General features: G+C 52.5%; 13 protein-coding genes. 6 read left to right on the forward strand and 7 right to left on the reverse strand.

Annotated features, from left to right (window positions below; all coding sequences use genetic code 11):
- Positions 1 to 94 precede the first annotated feature (94 nt).
- Complete coding sequence (locus CHH28_RS09230) at positions 95 to 1,492, reverse strand: lytic polysaccharide monooxygenase (protein WP_157729853.1); 1,398 nt, start codon at positions 1,490 to 1,492, stop codon at positions 95 to 97.
- A 712-nt stretch (positions 1,493 to 2,204) separates the two neighbouring features.
- Here CHH28_RS09230 and CHH28_RS09240 point away from each other — a divergent pair.
- Together CHH28_RS09240 and CHH28_RS09245 are read left to right on the forward strand one after the other, a co-directional pair.
- Entirely contained in the window at positions 2,205 to 6,218 is a 4,014-nt protein-coding gene (locus tag CHH28_RS09240) for a tandem-95 repeat protein (protein WP_157729854.1), read from the forward strand.
- Between the two features lie 10 nt (positions 6,219 to 6,228).
- A complete protein-coding gene (locus tag CHH28_RS09245) occupies positions 6,229 to 6,654 on the forward strand; it encodes a hypothetical protein (protein ID WP_094060041.1) in 426 nt (141 codons plus the stop codon).
- A gap of 114 nt (positions 6,655 to 6,768) precedes the next feature.
- Here CHH28_RS09245 and CHH28_RS09250 read toward each other — a convergent pair whose 3' ends face one another.
- On the reverse strand, positions 6,769 to 7,560 hold the full coding sequence (locus CHH28_RS09250; RefSeq protein WP_094060042.1) for a siderophore-interacting protein: 792 nt from the start codon (positions 7,558 to 7,560) through the stop codon (positions 6,769 to 6,771).
- A gap of 111 nt (positions 7,561 to 7,671) precedes the next feature.
- Positions 7,672 to 8,541 carry a LysR family transcriptional regulator gene (locus tag CHH28_RS09255; RefSeq protein ID WP_094060043.1) on the reverse strand — a complete coding sequence of 290 codons (870 nt, stop codon included), beginning with the start codon at positions 8,539 to 8,541 and terminating at the stop codon, positions 7,672 to 7,674.
- A 265-nt stretch (positions 8,542 to 8,806) separates the two neighbouring features.
- Here CHH28_RS09255 and CHH28_RS09260 point away from each other — a divergent pair, with 265 nt between their 5' ends.
- On the forward strand, positions 8,807 to 10,036 hold the full coding sequence (locus tag CHH28_RS09260) for an MFS transporter (protein WP_094060044.1): 1,230 nt from the start codon (positions 8,807 to 8,809) through the stop codon (positions 10,034 to 10,036).
- Positions 10,037 to 10,222: 186 nt separating this feature from the next.
- On the opposite strand, the gene CHH28_RS09265 is transcribed toward CHH28_RS09260, so the two are convergent.
- A complete protein-coding gene (locus CHH28_RS09265) occupies positions 10,223 to 11,806 on the reverse strand; it encodes a methyl-accepting chemotaxis protein (protein WP_094060045.1) in 1,584 nt (527 codons plus the stop codon).
- Positions 11,807 to 11,888: 82 nt separating this feature from the next.
- Positions 11,889 to 12,686, reverse strand: coding sequence for a flagellin (locus CHH28_RS09270; protein ID WP_157729855.1), 798 nt, complete (start codon positions 12,684 to 12,686; stop codon positions 11,889 to 11,891).
- A 185-nt stretch (positions 12,687 to 12,871) separates the two neighbouring features.
- Here CHH28_RS09270 and CHH28_RS09275 point away from each other — a divergent pair, with 185 nt between their 5' ends.
- Together CHH28_RS09275 and CHH28_RS09280 are read left to right on the forward strand one after the other, a co-directional pair.
- Positions 12,872 to 13,420 (forward strand): GNAT family N-acetyltransferase, encoded by a 549-nt coding sequence (locus tag CHH28_RS09275; protein WP_094060047.1) that lies wholly within the window; start codon positions 12,872 to 12,874, stop codon positions 13,418 to 13,420.
- A 161-nt stretch (positions 13,421 to 13,581) separates the two neighbouring features.
- The gene (locus CHH28_RS09280; protein ID WP_199244044.1) at positions 13,582 to 15,159 is read left to right on the forward strand and encodes an ATP-binding cassette domain-containing protein; all 1,578 of its coding nucleotides are present in this window, start codon (positions 13,582 to 13,584) and stop codon (positions 15,157 to 15,159) included.
- A gap of 317 nt (positions 15,160 to 15,476) precedes the next feature.
- Here CHH28_RS09280 and CHH28_RS09285 read toward each other — a convergent pair whose 3' ends face one another.
- The gene (locus CHH28_RS09285; protein WP_157729857.1) at positions 15,477 to 16,244 is read right to left on the reverse strand and encodes a substrate-binding periplasmic protein; all 768 of its coding nucleotides are present in this window, start codon (positions 16,242 to 16,244) and stop codon (positions 15,477 to 15,479) included.
- Between the two features lie 247 nt (positions 16,245 to 16,491).
- Here CHH28_RS09285 and CHH28_RS09290 point away from each other — a divergent pair, with 247 nt between their 5' ends.
- Positions 16,492 to 17,349 (forward strand): alpha/beta fold hydrolase, encoded by an 858-nt coding sequence (locus tag CHH28_RS09290; RefSeq protein ID WP_094060050.1) that lies wholly within the window; start codon positions 16,492 to 16,494, stop codon positions 17,347 to 17,349.
- On the opposite strand, the gene CHH28_RS09295 is transcribed toward CHH28_RS09290, so the two are convergent.
- A complete protein-coding gene (locus CHH28_RS09295) occupies positions 17,306 to 18,454 on the reverse strand; it encodes a DUF3570 domain-containing protein (RefSeq protein WP_094060051.1) in 1,149 nt (382 codons plus the stop codon). The genes CHH28_RS09290 and CHH28_RS09295 overlap by 44 nt on opposite strands.
- Positions 18,455 to 18,458 lie beyond the last annotated feature (4 nt).

Genomic DNA, 18,458 nt, shown 5'->3' on the forward strand with positions numbered 1-18,458 from the left:
ATCGAACAGCTGTATCAGAGGTCGTGCTGAAAGTTTGCCCCACGGTGTGGGGCAGTAGTCGGAACTGGGGCCTGGTTCATCAGGCCCTAGCTACCTATTGGCTAATCAACACCCAGGCATCTTGCCAGGCGCGGCCAACTCCGGGGGCATAAGCAGGGTCAGCAGCCTGATAAATCCGGCACCACCCTGCATATGGGAAAGGTTTGCACTGATAAATACGACCATCTTTGCCACGTACGCGATCGCCCGCTTTATATTGCTCGTGCTGCGCAGGGTAGACATAGTCGTAATCGGTATTGGCCAATGCGATGCTGAAGTCATAACTGAATTGTCGTGACGAGTTAGAATCGCTGGCGACAATAATCAGTTGATAATCACCCGGCAGTGGGGTTTTCAGCGTCATTGGTAATGACAGTTGCTGGTTTAACGCGGCGCTTGAACGTGCGACCAGCTGCTGAGCATGATAAATACTGACGTCCAGCTGCAGCTCCGCCTGGCTGGTCAAATCTAGGTCGAGCGTCAGCGAATCGCTGCTAAGCAGATACTGGCGCTGCAAGTTGTTCAGCGACAAATCAATGCTAACTGGCTCATCACTTTGCACACTGATTTCAGCGCGTTGCAAAGAGCTGGCGTTAGCAACAAAAATATCGTTTAAGCCTGTCACCGGAGTAATGTTGCCCTGACCATCCAGTACACCAGCCAGCACGCCTAAATTACTGCGGTTAATCCACTCGGCAAAACTCTCGCTCCAGTTGCCTTGGCCAGAGAATTCCCAGGCGTGTGTCTTGACTTGTTGCTGCTGGTCAAACAGATGCAAGGTGACGGTATCGCCTGCAAGCACTTGCCGGCCCGGTGGAATATCACCAATGTCTCGCCACTGCGGTTGCTCGCCTTTGAGAATATTTAAATCCACCACCTGATAAAACGAGTTTACAGTGTCACCCACGTCCCACACGCCGAGCATGACATGATAACCGCTGAGGTTTTCTGGTAAATAACAGCTGTGACGTAATGGGTTGGCCGGACGTTGTTGTTTACCGTCATGACTGCAGAACGGGTCGGGTGAGAAGCTTTGACGCGTTAGCGGCTCATTGGGATTCCAACCTGGCTTGGTAATAAAGTAGCGAAAATCACGGCTGACATGAGGAGCGGTAAAGGTCCACTCAACATCAATCGGACCACCAGAAATGGCTGTTTTACTCCAGCGGCTACTGGTTTGAACATTTAATGGAGAAAACCCAGCGTTGCCACCGCTGGCGATTTCACCATCTTTGGGGCCAGTCAGCGGGTAGCGGTCTGGGCCTTCCACGCTTTGCGGCTCCCACTGAATCGCGCCGCAATTGCTGTTGACACCCGTCGCACACAATTTACTGCGTGATACGGGTTCTGAAATATAACCGTGTGCGAAAATATTATTAGATGAAAAAATAGACAGAAAAATAGCGCTGCCAGCGCTGATAGATGATAGCCAATGGCGGGATCTAGCCGTCATAGATGGCCTCCTTCCTAGAAGCATGTTGCATTAAAATTACCGACCTTGTGAGTCGGGCCTGTTCCAGTCTATGCCGACGCTGACGCCGGTGTATCAATAATGTTGGTAGACGTTATTGAAACTGAGAACAGTATCTACAACTGCACAGTCAAGCTTGTTGCTTTGACTGAGTATGACCGACCTTAGCAGACAAATATGGCCGGTTTTATTTATTTTAGCGTTTTTTTTGTAATGGCCTGTGTCGCCCTTTATGGTCTGTGTTATTTGCTGAAATTGTCAGTATTTATTTAATGTTTAATTCTGAGTGCAATGCCGAAGAGCGCGCGTTATCGAAAAAACTATGTTGGTGGTCATCGTCAGATGGGCTCACAAGCGCTTCCGTTATAACTATGGTTGTCATTAGTGGGCTAGTGGTCCGCTGGCGTAGTTTGGCTATTGCACCCGACTGCGATCAGACGCCGTGACGGTTGCTCGTGAAAGCGCATTGCGCTTGTGGAGATTGTTTCTTTTTTTGATGTTTTTCCGAATCTTATTTTTTGGGGCGGCGCTGTGCGAATAGCTGATAGTTCTACTATTTGTGCGCTGTTTAAAAAGCGAGGTTACTAATTCTTACACTTGGTTGAATCCTGTCACAGTTTGAAACATTAGTGCTATTCATCCACCGGCCGGTGCAAATAATAGGCGCCAATATTTGACTGAGCCGGAGACGTAAATGTCCAGATTGATTGCCTTGGCCATCAGCACCGCCATGCTGAGTGCCTGCGGTGGTGGTAGTGGCGGTGGAGATGGCAGTGGCCGTGGTGGTAACGACGGTGGTGTCGATACCACTCCGGTGCCGTCTGTTGATGGCGGTTCCGGTAACCGCCCACCTCGGTTGTTGACCAATGATTGGTCGACGTCACTGGACGAAAATCTATCGTTGCAATTACCTGCCGAAGATCCAGACGGCGATCGCCTGACATTTCGCATTGTCCAGCAACCCGGGAAAGGCACGGCCTCGCTCAGCGAAGATGGCCAACTGCAGTACCAGCCGAGCGCCGACTCAAGCGGTAACGACGTTATTATCATCGCAATTTCCGACGGTAAAACGGAAATCGAATCTGCAATCACCATTGAGCTGCAAGCCCCGATTGCTCCGATTCCTATGCCTGAGCCCGAGCCAGTTCCTGAGCCAACTCCAGAGCCTGAGCCGACTCCTAAACCGGAGCCGAAGCCAGAGCCGGCCCCTGAGCCAGAACCTAAGCCAGAACCTAAGCCAGAGCCACAGCCGGAACCTAAGCCAGAGCCAGAGCCAGAGCCAGAGCCGGAACCAGAGCCGGAACCTAAGCCCGAGCCACGTTTAACGGCCATTAATGCCGAAGCTAATGAAGACAGCGCTATTAGGATTAACTTGGATGGCAGCGGTTATACCGCGCGTTCATTCGTTATGTTGCGTGCTCCGCGCAATGGCCAAGCCGGTATTGTTAACGAGCAATGGCAGTACACTCCGGAGGAAAACTTCTTCGGTAACGATCACTTTGTATTGGCGGCGCGCATTAACGAGCAAGTGGTCGAGCAACGTATTAACGTCAATATTAAGCCGGTAAACGATGTACCGCGTCTGGTGAACCCTAAAGCCGCGCTACAACTTGAAGCCGGTCGCGTTAGCCGTATGACGTTCACTGCTGTTGATGTGGAAAAAAGTGATCTGACCTTTGCGCTAAAAGCACCGGCCCAGTTGGGCACGGCGGTGATGGAGCGCAATCAGCTGGTGTATACCGCTGCTGATAAAGCAGGCCAAGAGACGCTGACCCTGGTGGTGAGCGATGGCAGCGATCAGCTTGAGCACAATATTGCAGTCACTGTGCAGGAGGCCGAGGTCGAAAGTCTGCCGCTGGAGCTGGTGTCTACCCGCCTGAACGTGGCGGAAGATAAATCGCTGCAGGCACAGTTGCAAAGCAAAGGTGGGCAGGAAGATAAAGTTCGTTTTCGTTTGCTGACCCAAGGCGCTAATGCTGAATCGGTAAACCTGACAGCGCAAGGTCGTTTGACCTATCAGCCCAAGGCGAATTTTAACGGCGAAGAGCAACTGCACATTGAAGTCAGCGACGGCGATCAAACCATTAGTGAATGGCTGAGCATTACCGTTGAGTCTGTTAATGATGCACCACAGCTCGACACGGCACAGCTGCAATTAAACATGCAAGCGGGCGAGCAAGTAGCGCGTACGCTGAAAGCAGAAGATGTTGATGGCGATGCCTTAACCTTGAGCCAAGGTGAAGCCCCGCAACAAGGTACAGTAACACTGCAGCCTAATAGCATGGATTGGCAATACCAAGCGAACCAGAACGCCACAGGCGATGATCGTTTTAGCCTACGTGTGAGTGATGGCACGGTGACAGCTGATATGGTGGTAACGGTGTCGATTGAGGCGGCCACATTACCGGATATTCAGTTCCAGCCTTTGTCTGTAACGGAAGACGCAGAACTTAGTGTGCAGCTGCAGCCTCAGGGCAACAACGTACCGTCATTAAGCTATGAGCTGCTGACGAATGCTAGCCATGGTGAAGCTACGTTAACGGAAAGTGGCCAGCTGACCTATCAACCTGAAGCCAACTTTAATGGTACTGAAACACTAAGCATTAAAGTTGGATCATCAGGTTACTCTGACAAAACCCTGAATGTGGTTGTGCAAGTGGCGCCTGTCAATGATGCACCCGTATTCAATATGCCGACACAGAGCTATGAAGTCAGCGCCGATCAGGCTATTCGTATTAGTCTTGTCACGACGGATGTGGATAAGGATCAGCTGCAATACGCTGTGCTAAGTGGGGGCAATCTTGGTCAAGTCCAGTTTGAAGAGAATGTTTTGGTTTATCGCGCAGCCAAAGACAGCTCTGGTGAGGATCGTTTGCGTGTGCAAGTCAGCGATGGTGCGCTGACAGATCAAGTCGATTTGACGGTCAATGTTCAGGAGTTGAACCAACTACCCAACGGTGAAGATCCGCTCTATGCACAACAGTGGCATTTAAAGAATACAGGTCAAAGTGCCTATGCGCGAAATGCGGGCACTGCCGGGCACGATATTAATGTTGAGCCTGTTCACCGTTTAGGTTTGCTGGGTGAAAATATACGTGTAGCGGTTGTCGACACTGGCCTAGAGATAAACCATCCCGATTTGCGTGATAATGTTGTAGCGAATAGATCCTACGACTTTGTGGGCGGTGATACTGATCCAACCCCTGCGATGAATCCATTGAATCCTGCTGGCGGCGATCACGGCACATCGGTAGCGGGGTTGATTGCTGCACGTGGCTTTAACGGTATCGGTGGTCGTGGTGTAGCGCCGTATGCCGAACTAATGGGTTTTAACTTCTTAGAGAATCAAACCAATGATAATTGGTTTAGATCCCACGGTGGTGCACCTTCGGCTGCTTCTCCTGGCGGTCCGCGCTCGGACGATGCCCTGGTGATCAATATGAGCTATGGCAGTGATTATATTCAACCTGGCCGAGGGCCGAATCGCTGGCTTGAAGATTTCCGCCGCGATAAGACCACCAATAATAACGGCGGTCGTGGTGTGGCTTACATTAAGTCGGCGGGTAACTCGTTTAAAGGCATTGAGGTGGGCGGCTATCAATTTGCAGGGCGTACTGCAAATTGGATAACTGGTGTGAACCCGGACTTAGCGGATCATATCGCCAATACCACGGGAGATAACTCTACCTTTTATTACACCGTGGTATCGGCATTGGCGGCCGATGCAGACACGCCATTATCGTCCTACTCGTCAGTCGGTTCGTCTATCTGGGTATCAGCACCAGGCGGTGAATATGGCGGCCGGCACCCAGCAATGATCACCACAGACCTTACCAGTTGTGAGCATGGTTCTTCGCGTAGCGGACTCTGGCACAACTTTGATAATGGTTCCATTGACGAAAACTCTGATTGTGACTACACCTCGACCTTCAATGGAACGTCATCGGCTGCACCGGTTGTATCCGGCGTAGCGGCGCTGATTTTTGAAGCCAATGATTTGCTGACCTGGCGCGATGTGCGACACATTATGGCCATGACCGCACGCAAAATTGATGATGATTTTGCACCGAGAACAGTAGATGTAGGCAATGGCTCCTTGTTCACCGCCGAGCCGGGTTGGGTGCAAAATGCCGCTGGTCATTGGTTCCATAACTGGTATGGCTTCGGCATGGTCGATACTCACGCTGCTGTGAATCTGGCGCGCGCGAGTGACTATGAGCTATTACCGCCTTATCAAGAAACTGGCTTTGTTGATAGTGCAGATATTAACCCTGCCCCGATTCCCGATGGCAGCACTGTGGGTGCGGAAAAAACCGTCGTGATTAATGACGACATTACGGTGGAAGCGATTCAAGTGAAGTTCTCCGCCATTCATGGGCGCGATGCCGACTTAGCCGTGATGGTGCGTTCACCAAGTGGTACCGAGGCCATGGTATTGCAGCCACGCAGCATGCTGGTAGCTGACCAAAGTGAGAACGTGAGTGCTGACTTTGATGATACCGTATTACTGAGTAATGCTTTCTATGGTGAGTCAGCACAGGGTACTTGGACAGTTAAATTAGTGGATACGAATAGTGGTGAGTTCCGTTTTCAGGCGACTTTGTTAGATGCGACGGGAACAAGAACGGATGATGTGGTGATTCGCACCGCGAACCCAGCATCACAAGGCAGCTTTACTGAAGCCGCCATCAATATTTACGGTCATTGAGGGGAGTACCATGAAAAAGACGATGTTATTGGCCGCGGCTTGGCTATTCAGCACTTCAATCATGGCGGTAGAAATTGAAAGCAATGGCTGGGTGTTTGAACTGCCAGAGCAAGCAAGCGAGCAAAGTAATTCGACAGCACGCAGTGCCAAATCGGGCAAGCGTCCACAACCCGTGTTGGTGCCGGGCACCAAGGTCTTGGAACGCCAGCGCGGTGAAGAGGGCGTGATTGGTAATACTCTGCTGGTGCGCACGCAAGGCGATATTGACGCGTATCTTGATAGCAGCGCCAGCGTCACACGAATTGGTGAGTCATCTTTTATGCTGAGCTATCCACAAGACACGGATATGTGGGCAGAAAAACAGCGCCTTGAGCGCTTGGATGATGTGCTCGAAGTGGAAATCGAGGTGATTACCAACCGCTATCGACCGATGTAAAAAATCCCTCTTTGCCACGGTAAGGGCGAGCGCAGCGCTGCCTTTATCGTGGTCTTTTTCTTCAGCTTTTCTATTTAGCTTTTCTATTTAGCTTTTCTCTTTAGAGCTTTCTATTTAGCCATCGTTGGCTTGATCTTTTTGCTTTAGCACTTTGTGTTCGTCTTCACTGCGCCCGGCTTTCCAATAACTGCTGAGATACGTTTGCTGTCTGGGCAGCTGCAGTTGTTGACGCACAAACTGGCGAATGGCGCGCATTTGGTCAAACTCACATGCTACCCAAACGGCCAAATCTGCAGGCAGGGAGAGCGCCTGAACCTTCGCGAGCAAATCCGGTTGCGGACCTGTTAACCAATGAATGTTCACTCCTGACGGACGTTGCAACGTCAGTTGATCGTCACTGTCTGGCACAGCAATAACGGCATCACCGCGGACATCAGCGGGCAAGTTTTCCAAGTGCGCGCTGATGGCGGGCAGGGCGGTCATATCGCCGACCAACAAATAATGCTGAGCTGGCGTGGGTAATTTGGAAGGCCCTGGGCCTGCGATCATGATGGAACTGCCAGGCTTTACCTGTGCAGCCCAGCGACTGGCTGGCCCGCTATGGCTATGTTCGCCGTGCAGCATGACGTCGACTTCCAGTTGCTGCTGCGAGGTGTCGAGGCGGCGAATGGTGTAAGTGCGCATCAAAGGTCGCTGGCCTTCCGCGGGTTGGCGCTGCAGCGGCTGGCCATCGGCCTCAAAACACAGCTTAAAATAGCCCCCAGCGCTCTGTTCTGGCCAGTGCTCCAAAACTTCACCACTGAGTGTTAAACGGCGCATATTCGGGCTAAGTCGTTGATTGTCTCGCACTGTTAAGGGTTGAAAACGAGAAGACTGGGAACGTGCGATCAGTGATGTGGTTACCATAAACCCTCCTTAAATGATAATTATTATCATGTATTGGAGGGGAAAGGAAACGCCTGCTGCTGGAACAGTTCGTTACTCTACGCCATCTGACGTATCGCGAGTATTGATGGATTAGCGTTTGCCCAGCATGAAGTCGGCAAAGGTTCGATTGGCTTGTGATAGATAGCCATCTTTGCGCCACGCCAGCGACAAGTGTAACCAGACTGGCTGTGCAAAGGAGCGTGTAATCAGGTTGTCCGTTTTATCTATCACCATCGGTAATAGCGTTGAGACGCCAAAGCCCTGGCTGACCATGGTTTTTATCAGCGTTATCAGGTTGGTTTCCACGCTGATGCGCGGCTTAAATCCACCGTCGCGGGCCATGCGCTCGACCACCTTGCGATGGAAAAAGCCCTCTTTAAATAGCAGCAGATCTTGCGCAAAAAAATCTTCTGAGCGAATGCTGTGCTGCGTGGCAAACGGGTGATCTTGCCCACAGGTGACCAGCATTTGTTCACTTAAAAACCGTTCCGCCTGCAGCTCTGACGGGCAGTCCTCGTCGACGATCACAGCCAAATCCAGTTCGCCGTTGAGCAACAACTGCCGCAGCCGGTCTGTGCCTGCATCCGTCACCGACAGGGTGAGCTGCGGGTATTGTTGGCGAAAGGCCATAAACACCGGCGGAAAGTAATAGGAGCCGAGCATGCTCGATACACCGACTCGCACCTCGCCACGCTGTAAGCCTTTGAGCTCTGCCATTTCTAGCTTGGCGTCTTCGCTGGCTTGCACCATGCGTTGCGCATGCAGGTATAGGCGCTGGCCTTCGTCGGTAAGACGGACTCGACGATCGCGGCGGTGCAGCAAAGTTAGCTCCAGTTCGGCTTCCAGTTTCCGTATCGCCATGCTTAAAGCTGGTTGAGCAATGTGCAGCTGCTCGGCGGCGCGGGTGAAACTGCCGCAGTCACTGACCGCTTTGAAATAGCGTAGATGCCGGATGTCCATAAGCAACTCTTATGATTGTTGTAAAAACTATATATTTTACTGATTTTACTCCCCTTGCTACGCTTTGCCAGCGTCTTCGATGAGTGGAGTGTCATGCGCTTGATCGTTTGCCACTCTTTCACTACACGACACTCGCTGCATGACCCTTACCCAGCGGCAGCTATCCAGCGTTTATTGATTGGGTAGCGCTTTGTGCAACGGCCATTACAACCTTGCATCCACAACACAGCAGTCCGTGTTTCCATCAGAATAACGGGAGCAAGATTTGAATAGTTTCTCCTCGCTAAGCCGCAGCTACGCCACGCAGGCAGCGAGTTTCTGGCCAGCAACCCTGGCACTGGGCTTGGGCTCATTTGTGGTATTTGCCAATTTGTACATTACCCAACCCATGTTGCCGTTTTTGGTGCAGCACTTTGCCATTAGCCCTTTAATGGCCGGGCAGACCTTTACCATTACAACGGCGACGTTGGCGATGTCGCTGTTGGTGTTTGGCCCGCTGTCCGAGGTGGTTGGCAGGCGTCCGTTGATGCTGTCAGCTACGGCTGGGGCGGTGGTGTGCACTGGGCTGTTAAGCTGGGCGGACTCTTTTTCATCCATGTTAGTGTTGCGTGCTGCGCAAGGGTTTTTCTTGGCTGGTTTGCCTGCCATTGCCCTGGCCTATATGCGTGAAGAGTTTGAAGCCAGTGCTTTTCGTATCGCAGTGGGCGTGTATATCAGTGCCAACTCCCTTGGCGGCATAGGCGGGCGTTTGTTGGGTGGCTTTTTTATTGAACACTTTAGCTTGAGCCAATCGTTTGCCTTGTTGGCGGGCTTAAGTATCGTATTGCTGCTGCCGGTGTTTATTATTTTGCCCCAGTCGCGCGGGTTTCAGCAGCAGAGCTGGTCCTCTTTACGGCCGCGCAAAGTCGCGCAGGATATCTACAGCCACCTCAGTAACCCTGTACTGTTACTCGCTTATATGATTGGTGGGTTAAACTTTTTTATATTTGTTAACCAGTTCAGCTACGCAACTTTCCGGTTGGCGGCAGCGCCGTATGAGCTCTCGCCCTCAATTTTGGGCATGTTATTTTTAACCTATTTGTCGGGCACTGTCGGTGCTGCGTTGGGTGGGCGTTGGTTACGGCGTTGGTCTGCTCCACAAATCATGCGCCTAGGTGTGATTTTGTTGATGCTGGGGTCACTGGTGACACTCAGTGACGCTTTGCCCTGGATTATCGTGGGGTTTTTAATCAATGCGCTGGGCTTTTTTCTGGCGCATGCCAATGCCAGCGGTTGGGTCAGTCGCCACGCAGAGCATACACCGGCAACCGCTTCATCCGTATATTTGGTGTGTTATTACCTAGGCGCCAGTAGCGGCGGTTATTACCTTGATCCTTTTTGGAACTTAGCTGGGTGGCCGGGTGTGGTGTGGGCTTCTATTGTCGTATTAATAATAAACCTATTTATGACGCTACGTTTGCGGCGCTATGAGCGCAAGATGGCTGACTGTCGTTAGTGCGAATGATGCCCTGTCGCAACGCCTTAGCTGGTGTAGGGCGCGGTTTTCTAAATGCTGGCGGTCAGCTTGTCCATATTCAGGCGGCCAATATTTAAACGGCTTGGACCAGTCTGTTTATCAATATTACTGAAATTAAGAACTGATTAACACCAGCTGCTTGGAATCCATTTTTTATTTTGCCTGTTATGTTTTGAAACGACGGCTGGTTTGGTTGAGTGTGTCGGCAATGCTGGTGAGCTGCTTGGCTTCTTCGCAGGTATGATTGGTGCTGACGGCCAATTGCTCGTTTGCCTTGCGCACGCCGTCGACATGATGGCGCATTTGATTAAGAATTTGCTCGTTGGCTTCTGTGGTGCTGGCTAACTGGCGATTTTCTTCACTGAGTTGTGTCACTGTTGTGCGAATGACATCCAAGGATTCGACTGTCGACATGGCCAGCTCAACCGCTGCTCCGGCGTTGTCTTGGTTGGTGGACATGGAAGTGACGGTGTTGTTAATGCTGCTGACAATCTCTTCCAAAATCTGATTGATCTGGCTGGTGGAGTCATAGGTGCGCTTGGCTAAGTTGCGGACCTCGTCGGCGACCACGGCGAAACCGCGTCCGGACTCGCCGGCGCGTGCCGCTTCGATGGCAGCATTTAACGCCAACAAGTTGGTTTGCTCGGCAATATCCGCAATGCTTTTGACCACTTGGCTGACTTGACTGCCGGAGCTTTTTAACTGCTCTAACATGGCGGCCGATGTCTCAAGGTCGGCACTTAAGGATTTAATACTGGAAGCCGTTTCGCGCACGTTGTCACTGCCTTCTTGTACTTGGCGCGCACCGGTTGATGCGGCTTCAGAAGCGCTGCGAGAGCGGGCTGCCGTTTCCTCAATGCTGTGCTCGATTTGTTCAATTTGATGCATCATCTCGGTCATGGCGGAGGAAAACTGTTGCATCTGTTGCCCAGATTCAGCCGATAACTGCTCCATGGCGCTGGCGCTGTTTAACAAAGTGCCCACGGATTGATGCAAGGTATGCAAGCTTTCGCGCACATCATTTAATAAGCGATTCACGCCCTGGGCGGCGGTGCCCACTTCATCTTCGGACGGTAAGTTAAGCTGGCGGGTTAAATCCAACTGCGTTGCTACCAAATTCAGGTGTTGTGCGAGTTGTACCATGGGCGCAACCAACGCTTTTTGGGTCATCACAAAGGCGGCAACGACGATGGCAATGATGGCAATGGCGCCCAGCCAAATGTAGTTACGCATGCGCTCTAACTGCTGTTGTACTTGCAAGGATGAGTCATTCGCCTGCTGTGCCAGCACCTGTTTGATGTTGCCCAACTGTTCGCTGGCTTGTGCAACGCTACGATCAATGGCGCCGAGTTGATTGCGTGCGCCATCCCAGTCGATGGAGGATTGCGTCATGGTACGCCGCAGTGTTGCCAGCGCTTGCTGCACCTGCGCAAAGGGTACTTGCGCCAGTTCGGGTAAGACGGCTTGGTTGGCGCTGAGCTGCTGTTGCACTTGTTGGCTGGTGCGGTCGAACGCGGCGGCATCAATGGTGGTGCCATACAATGCGTACGCGCTTAAATGCAGCCTTTTCAGGCTAAGGCCTGCGTCTTCAACGGCGTTCAACGCTGGCAGAGTAGTGCCGGTAAAGCTGGCGTTTCGGTGTTTGATGGTGGCGCTGTTATTGAATAAAAACAGCGCCATCAGAATAAATACCAGCAAAATGCCCGCGTAGCCCAACATGGCTTTGCTGCGAATGGATCGCAAAAACATGCCGTTAACCTCTGCCAATCAAGTGCTTTACAGCGTAGACCAGATAGGGCGCTTTGCGGTGGCTAGTTGGCGAGCAACGGCTCTATGACAACAGCCTGAGCACGTCGCTGGCGTTGGCGTTGGCCTGTGATTGTGTGCTGATTTGCGCTTGCTGTAAGAATTGCTCGCGAGCTCGCTCGGAGGCAACCTTAGCGAAATCGGCATCCTCGATACGGCTGCGTGCTGCTTGTGCGCTTTCATTTTGCTGGCGCAGGTTATCGATGCTGGCGTCAATGCGGTTGCTGACTGCGCCCAGTTCGGTGCGGCGCTCAGTCACTTGCTGTTGCAACTCGCCCAAACCTGATAAAACGGCAGCGCCGTCGGCTGAACCAAAGTCAAGGCCGGCAAGGGTTTGCTCGATATCGCTGGCTAGGGTGTTCGCGCTTAAGGTAACAGCGTCTTGTTCAGATGAGCCCAGCTGAAAGCGAAAGTCGCTGGCGCTGTCTTGCGCTTGAAACAAGGGTTTGCCATTGAACTGCGATTGCGCCACCGTTTCTTGTATCTGCGCGGTGATCTGCTCGGCTTCGCGTGCCACCAGCTGGCGATCCGAATCGCTGAGAATGCCGTTGCCTTGTTGTACTGCTAATTCTTTCAGGCGCAACAGATTGTCGTTGATACCACTGAGAGCGCCGTCTTCGGTTTGAATCAACGATTGTGCATCTAACCCGTTACGCACCGCTTGTTGTGTGGCGTTAATCTGCGAGCTAAAGCGCGTCGCAATGGCTAGACCCGCGGCATCGTCGGCGGCGCTGTTGATGCGCTTACCTGACGCCAATGGCTGTAAGGTACTGTTGCTGCTGTTGTCTGCCCGAACGAAGCTGCCAGGTTGAATGCTGAGCATGCGACTACCCAAACCAACGTGAATGTACACTTAGGTTACGCCACCGATATTTGCCCTGTCATGACGGTTTAAAAAAAGGCAGGTTACAGAACGTATGTTCGTGTAGCCTTGTCGTTAATTGAAGTATTGTCAGTTTTGTCCGACCATAGAGCTTGGTGTAATCGATCTCAGGCAGTGTCGTGGCAATGTTGCAACAGGAAGTATTAATCGGCGAGCGCATTGAACTTCGCCCACCGGAGGAGCAGTGGTTAGATGACTTATGGGCTGCGGTTGAGTCCAGCCGTGCTGAGTTGGGGCAGTTTTTGGACTGGGTGCCGCTGATTACGAGCCGCAGCGCAGTGGCCGACAATCTGGCCATCGCCATCGACAATTTTGTTCAGGATAAAAACGAACGTCGCTATTTTATTTATTGCCAAAATACCCAGCAATTTCTTGGACTGATTGGTTTGCACATTCGCGACCCATCGGTGCCTTTTTATGAAATAGGGTATTGGCTAATAACCTCGGCGTATGGGCGCGGTTTTATGACCGAAGCAGTCAATCTACTAAGCGACTATGCGTTGCAGCATCGGCAAGCAAAGCGTGTGGAAATTCGCACCGCCGCCAGCAATGCGAGTAGCATTCGCGTGGCTGAGCGTTGTGGTTATGAGCAAGAAGCGCTGTTGAAAAATCATCGCAGGCTCCCCAATGGGCAGTTGGATCATACCGTGATCTTTTGCCGCTACGGCGAATAAAAGCCAGTTGCTTGTGGCCATTGCAATGGTCATGGCATACTCGCGCACCCACATTGAGGCTCAGCCACCCATGATTCAGTAACTCAAACAAATCGTTTTCGATGATTCGCTCCTTGTCTGCCATTTTCGGCACAAGGCGCCCTATGTTTGGGGTATGTATTATGGCCGTTCTGCAACTGCAGCAATTCGAGTTACGTCTGGCCGACGGACGTCGTTTATTTCAACCCATTGATCTGGTATTGGATCGTCAATTCTATGTGCTTACGGGGCGCAATGGCGTTGGCAAATCACTGCTGATGGCTGCCTTAGCCGGGCTGACAAACGTTTCATGCCAGGGACAGCTTGTGCGGCATCAGCCAACGACGTACTTGCCACAATCGGCCATGACGGAAACGGAAACTTTTTCTGCTGCGCTGAGCCTTGGAAACCCGACTTTAGAGCAGCAACTGGCCGCGTTAAAGCGTTTGCGACTTGGCATTGGCCGTATTGGCACAGGTACTGACGATGACATTAGCCTGGTGGCCGACAACTGGTTGCTAGAACAGCAACTGGGCGAGTATTTACCTGCGCCATTGCAGTTGTACGACGATTGGCGCCATCTAAGTGGCGGTGAGCGTATGCGCTGTTTGCTGGCCGCAAAACTTGCTGGAAATGAATTTCTATTATTGGATGAACCCAGCAACCACTTGGATCACGTCAACAAAGAGTGGCTTGCGCAGCAGCTTCGTACGCGCACTACAGGAGCGTTGGTGATTAGCCATGACCCTGTATTACTGCAAGCCGCCAGTCATATATTGCTGTTAACTGAGCAGGGCATCGAGGTCTTTAGTGCCGGTTTTGAAGCGTATCAACAGTGCCTGCAACATAGGCTAGAACGCCAGTGCCAGCAGGCGCAGCAATGGCAGCGCCAACAGCGGCAATTATTAGAGACGGCGCAGACTATGCGGCAACGCGCTGCGCGCCGCACAGCCCAGGGTAGGCAACAGGTGAGAGACGGCAGCCAGGGTAAGGCGTTGGGCGATTTTCGCGCCCGCCGTGCCAGCCAGTCGTTAGGAGGCTTGAATCGCCGCATGGCACAGCGTTTACACACTCATCAGGCGCAGCGCATTTCAATGCCAGCGGCGGTGCACAATCGCTTGTATGCTCCCCATGGCAAAAACCAACATTCGCTGTGGTTAAATGCCGTACTGCCCATATCGGGTCATCCGACGGTGCAGTTACAGATGCAAGCGGGTGAGTGCGTATGGCTACAAGGTCGCAATGGCTGCGGCAAAACCACGTTGTTGCGCTGTTTATCGGGGCAGCAGTCGTTTGCGGCGGGCGAGTATTCTTTGCCCAATGCGTTTTTATATCTCGACCAGCACGCCAGTTGTTTGGATCAGGCGCTCACGGCAATGGCGTTTTTGCAGCAAGCGCTCCCCGGCACTGATGCGACTGAGCTGCGTACTTTGTTGGCCGGGATTGGCCTGAAAAGAGAACGAGCCAGCGACACTATTTCCACCTTGAGCGGCGGTGAGAAAATGAAACTGGCACTGCTGCTGGCACATCAACAGCAAGCCTGGCTGTTGCTGGACGAACCGGATAATCACCTGGATGCACAAGCTCAGGACGATTTGGTTGACTGGTTAAACCGGCTAGAAAACGGCTTTATTTTAGTGACGCATAATCAGTATCTGGCCAAGAAAATAGAGGGTTTAACCACTGTGGTGATGGGCTCGGACACTGGTGAGGGTAACTAAAACCCATGTTTGGCCGATTTATGGGGTTGATTGCTCTAATCGGCAGCAGGTCGATAAGTTCTCAGCGCTTTTCTCGCATTTCAGTATCTTTGGCATGGGGTATCTGGTAAGGGTTGTCTAGTATGAGTTATCTGGTATGAGTTGCCTGGCAAGGATTGTCGGGCATGGATATTGGTAGCCTTACATAGCCAGAATAAAGCTCTCTTTGCAGGCGCTAAAAATGTCTGCTATTTAACAAAGCGGCCATTTTTGTGGCCGCTTCCATTGCGATCTATAAGGCTTTATTTATTGCTACATATAACTTTCTACCTGCTGATTTACGGCAAAGGTGCGTAGTATTCGGCGCCAAACTTCGTCTCTGGCACTTGCCATTTTTTATAGATTTCAGCGATTTTGCCGTTGCTCGACAACGCGTGCATACGCTGGTCGAACAGCTCTACCCAGTTGTCGGCGTCTGGGCGGTTATGAAAGGCAATGTAGAGTTTGTTGCCCGGTGCCACCGGAACGATCTGAAACGTACCACTGACTGGCAGCCCCAGTTTTTGCGCTTCTTGTTTGATGGATACTTCGTAATCGAGTAGCGCATCGACTCGGCCGCTGTTCACCAGTTGAACGCCTTGCCCTAGTTGAGTCACTTCCTGAAATTTCATATCAACGCCGCTCAGTACCGTGTCGTTAAAGCCGTAACCACGAATCCACGCCAGTTTTAATCCCATCAGGCTTTGCGGTGCTACCGGCGTTGGTATGCTGGTACTGCTTTTTGCGTACAACACCACCGGATCTTCAATACTGATATGCCAGTTAGGGTAGCGGTATCCTGCGACATCGGGCTCATAGTAAACACCGACAATGGCATCGGCATCGCCGTTCCGTACCGTCGCTTCTGCTCGCTTCCACGGCATGGTGGTAAATTCAGGTTCAATGCCGGTGCCGTCAAAGGCTGCTTGAACGATCTCCCAGTACAAACCGGAGCCATCTTTGTTGGTGTAGCCTTCCCAGTTGTCCGACACGACGGTCAGCGTTTGAGCGCCGGCCAATGGCGTCAAAGCCAGCGTCAGCAGTAGTGCAAACATCCGAGTTTTCATAGCGTGCCCCTGTGGTGATAACAGCATGAAGTCTTGTTCACACCGGTCTGAGGGTAAAGCGTTTACTTCCGGTCATACCTGTCTTTCGGTCGGGGCTGTCACGGATGTGCAGCATCGCACAGGGCAAGTTGTTGGCTCGGGCTTTTTTCTAATATGTGGATTGTCAGCATTGACCTTGTGATGGATTGACGTATAAAGCCGCCTTGAATTGGTCGTGCCAACTGGCACGTTTGCAAGGCGTTTTTTCATGTTTTCAGTGACTTTGCCCGAGTTTCAGCAGGGCGATCTTATTTTGTTTGTTCACGGTGCGTTGGCCGATGCCCGCATGTGGCAGCCGCACATTGAGTGTTTGGGCGGTGTTTGTCAGGGCTATGCCGTCAGCCAGCGCTATTTTGGTGCTCAGGGACAGGAGCACAGCGGCGAGTTTGGCATTAATCAGCACGCACAGGACTTATTGCAATGGTTGCAAGCACTGCCTGGCGGCATTCGCGTGCATCTGGTGGGTTGGTCTTATGGCGCTGATGTGGTGCTGGCGGCGTTGACGCATGCCCCCAGCCAAGTGGCCTCGGCATTTGTTTATGACCCCGGCTATCCGGGCTGTCTGAGCAAGGACGAGATGGGCGAGTTTATGACCGACGCCGGCGCCATGTTTGACCCGGTCATTCCGCACTTGGAGGAGGGGCGGTTGGAGCAAGCGGTAGCGGCATTGATCGACGGCTCGGGTCAAGCACTAGGCTATTTTCATCAGCAGCCTGAAGTGTTGCAGCAGCAGCAACTCGACAATGCCCACACGCTGGTGCAGCAAATGCAGCAGGCGCCGGCCACGGACCTGTGTGCTGCGCGTCTGAGTGCTATCACGGTGCCGGTGACTTTGGCCACCGGCGCTCGCAGCCGCGTGCTGTTTCGTCTGGTGACGCAGTCAGTGAAGCCGCATCTAGCGGCCGTTCGATGGCTGCAGCCGGATGCCAACCACATGTGGCCGTTGGAGCAGCCAACGGCGTTTGTGGCAGCGCTGCACGAGCACCTGCAAGCGTTGGCTGAGCCTTGGCAGGCTCAAACCCTCAGTAGCGATACAGCAGTCCTAGAGACAGCAGCTGGTAGTTAACCAAAGACGGGGCCTCATCCGCATCATTGCGTGCAGGCCCCCATTGTTCACGACTTTCGTATTGGCTCCAGTCAATACTGACGGTGACATCGTCAAGCCCCAAATCCAGCCCCAGGCTAGCAGTCAACGCCCCATACGCGGACAGCCGTGCATCGCTGCTTTGAAAACTGGTCTCGCGCGTGGCTGCCAAAGAATAAAACTCGGCTTCGCTTTGTTGATAACCGCGTAAAGCAATGCGCCAGCGCACGTGATCGGTGAGCTGTTGCAACCAGCGGCCCTCTAAGGTGTGTGACGCGACCTCCCAATCGTCTTTGTAGTAGCGATAGTCCCAATGCCAGGCGCCATTCCAGGGTGCCATGTAAAAGCGATACAGCAGGCTGATGCTGCTGCCCAGGCGTTCTTGTGGACGCACATCAATGCTGCGGTAGGGGTCGGACAAGTAGCCGTCACTGTAGCGCTGTGCCAAGGTCAGCTGAATCACTTCGTAGCGATTGAGAATTTGACTGACACCCACGTACATGTCGCGGGTTTGCTTGGTTTCACCGTCGGCAGCCTCACGCTGGGCAATGCCGTTGGCATCGCTGGGGTTGAGGGTGTCGTTCGACAGACTGTAGCCAGCACTAAGCACTGTATGTGCCTGATTAAGCTCCAGCTCACCGCTGACATTTACCGCTCTGGCGGCGTAATCATTTTCCTGGCTTTGGTAATAACCTGCGGACAGCGTGCCTTCATCAAAAAAGCGGCTGATACTGATGCGGCCATCGGTTCGGCGTTCTTCGATACTGGCGCCACTCATAATCACTTCGCTTTGGCCGGCGTCGTTGCGATAGGTTTGCAAGGCCGAAGCGCCACTCATGCTTTCTAGGCTGGCGGCAGCTTGCAGCTGCCACTGCTCGGCAATGACTTGCCGCCAATGCAACTGATGAATATCAATTTGATAGCGTTCCGTACTGCCACTGGCGACACGATTGGCGGGTGCATCGGCTTCTTGATAGTGGCTGTAGCGATAGCCAATTTCATTGTCGCTGGGTGCGACGGCAGCCAGCGTAGGGCAGGCGGAAGCGAGTGCCAATACGCTGGAAACCGATGCCGGGTGTCGAGCCATAGTG

This window comes from Bacterioplanes sanyensis, from assembly GCF_002237535.1.
Lineage (GTDB): Bacteria > Pseudomonadota > Gammaproteobacteria > Pseudomonadales > Oceanobacteraceae > Bacterioplanes > Bacterioplanes sanyensis_A.

What these genes read in the sequence shown, in the direction of transcription:
- CHH28_RS09230 (WP_157729853.1), bottom strand. Translation starts at nt 1,492, where the DNA reads ATGACGGCTAGATCCCGCCATTGGCTATCATCTATCAGCGCTGGCAGC.
- CHH28_RS09240 (WP_157729854.1), top strand. Translation starts at nt 2,205, where the DNA reads ATGTCCAGATTGATTGCCTTGGCCATCAGCACCGCCATGCTGAGTGCC.
- CHH28_RS09245 (WP_094060041.1), top strand. Translation starts at nt 6,229, where the DNA reads ATGAAAAAGACGATGTTATTGGCCGCGGCTTGGCTATTCAGCACTTCA.
- CHH28_RS09250 (WP_094060042.1), bottom strand. Translation starts at nt 7,560, where the DNA reads ATGGTAACCACATCACTGATCGCACGTTCCCAGTCTTCTCGTTTTCAA.
- CHH28_RS09255 (WP_094060043.1), bottom strand. Translation starts at nt 8,541, where the DNA reads ATGGACATCCGGCATCTACGCTATTTCAAAGCGGTCAGTGACTGCGGC.
- CHH28_RS09265 (WP_094060045.1), bottom strand. Translation starts at nt 11,806, where the DNA reads ATGTTTTTGCGATCCATTCGCAGCAAAGCCATGTTGGGCTACGCGGGC.
- CHH28_RS09270 (WP_157729855.1), bottom strand. Translation starts at nt 12,686, where the DNA reads ATGCTCAGCATTCAACCTGGCAGCTTCGTTCGGGCAGACAACAGCAGC.
- CHH28_RS09275 (WP_094060047.1), top strand. Translation starts at nt 12,872, where the DNA reads ATGTTGCAACAGGAAGTATTAATCGGCGAGCGCATTGAACTTCGCCCA.
- CHH28_RS09280 (WP_199244044.1), top strand. Translation starts at nt 13,582, where the DNA reads ATGGCCGTTCTGCAACTGCAGCAATTCGAGTTACGTCTGGCCGACGGA.
- CHH28_RS09285 (WP_157729857.1), bottom strand. Translation starts at nt 16,244, where the DNA reads ATGAAAACTCGGATGTTTGCACTACTGCTGACGCTGGCTTTGACGCCA.
- CHH28_RS09290 (WP_094060050.1), top strand. Translation starts at nt 16,492, where the DNA reads ATGTTTTCAGTGACTTTGCCCGAGTTTCAGCAGGGCGATCTTATTTTG.
- CHH28_RS09295 (WP_094060051.1), bottom strand. Translation starts at nt 18,454, where the DNA reads ATGGCTCGACACCCGGCATCGGTTTCCAGCGTATTGGCACTCGCTTCC.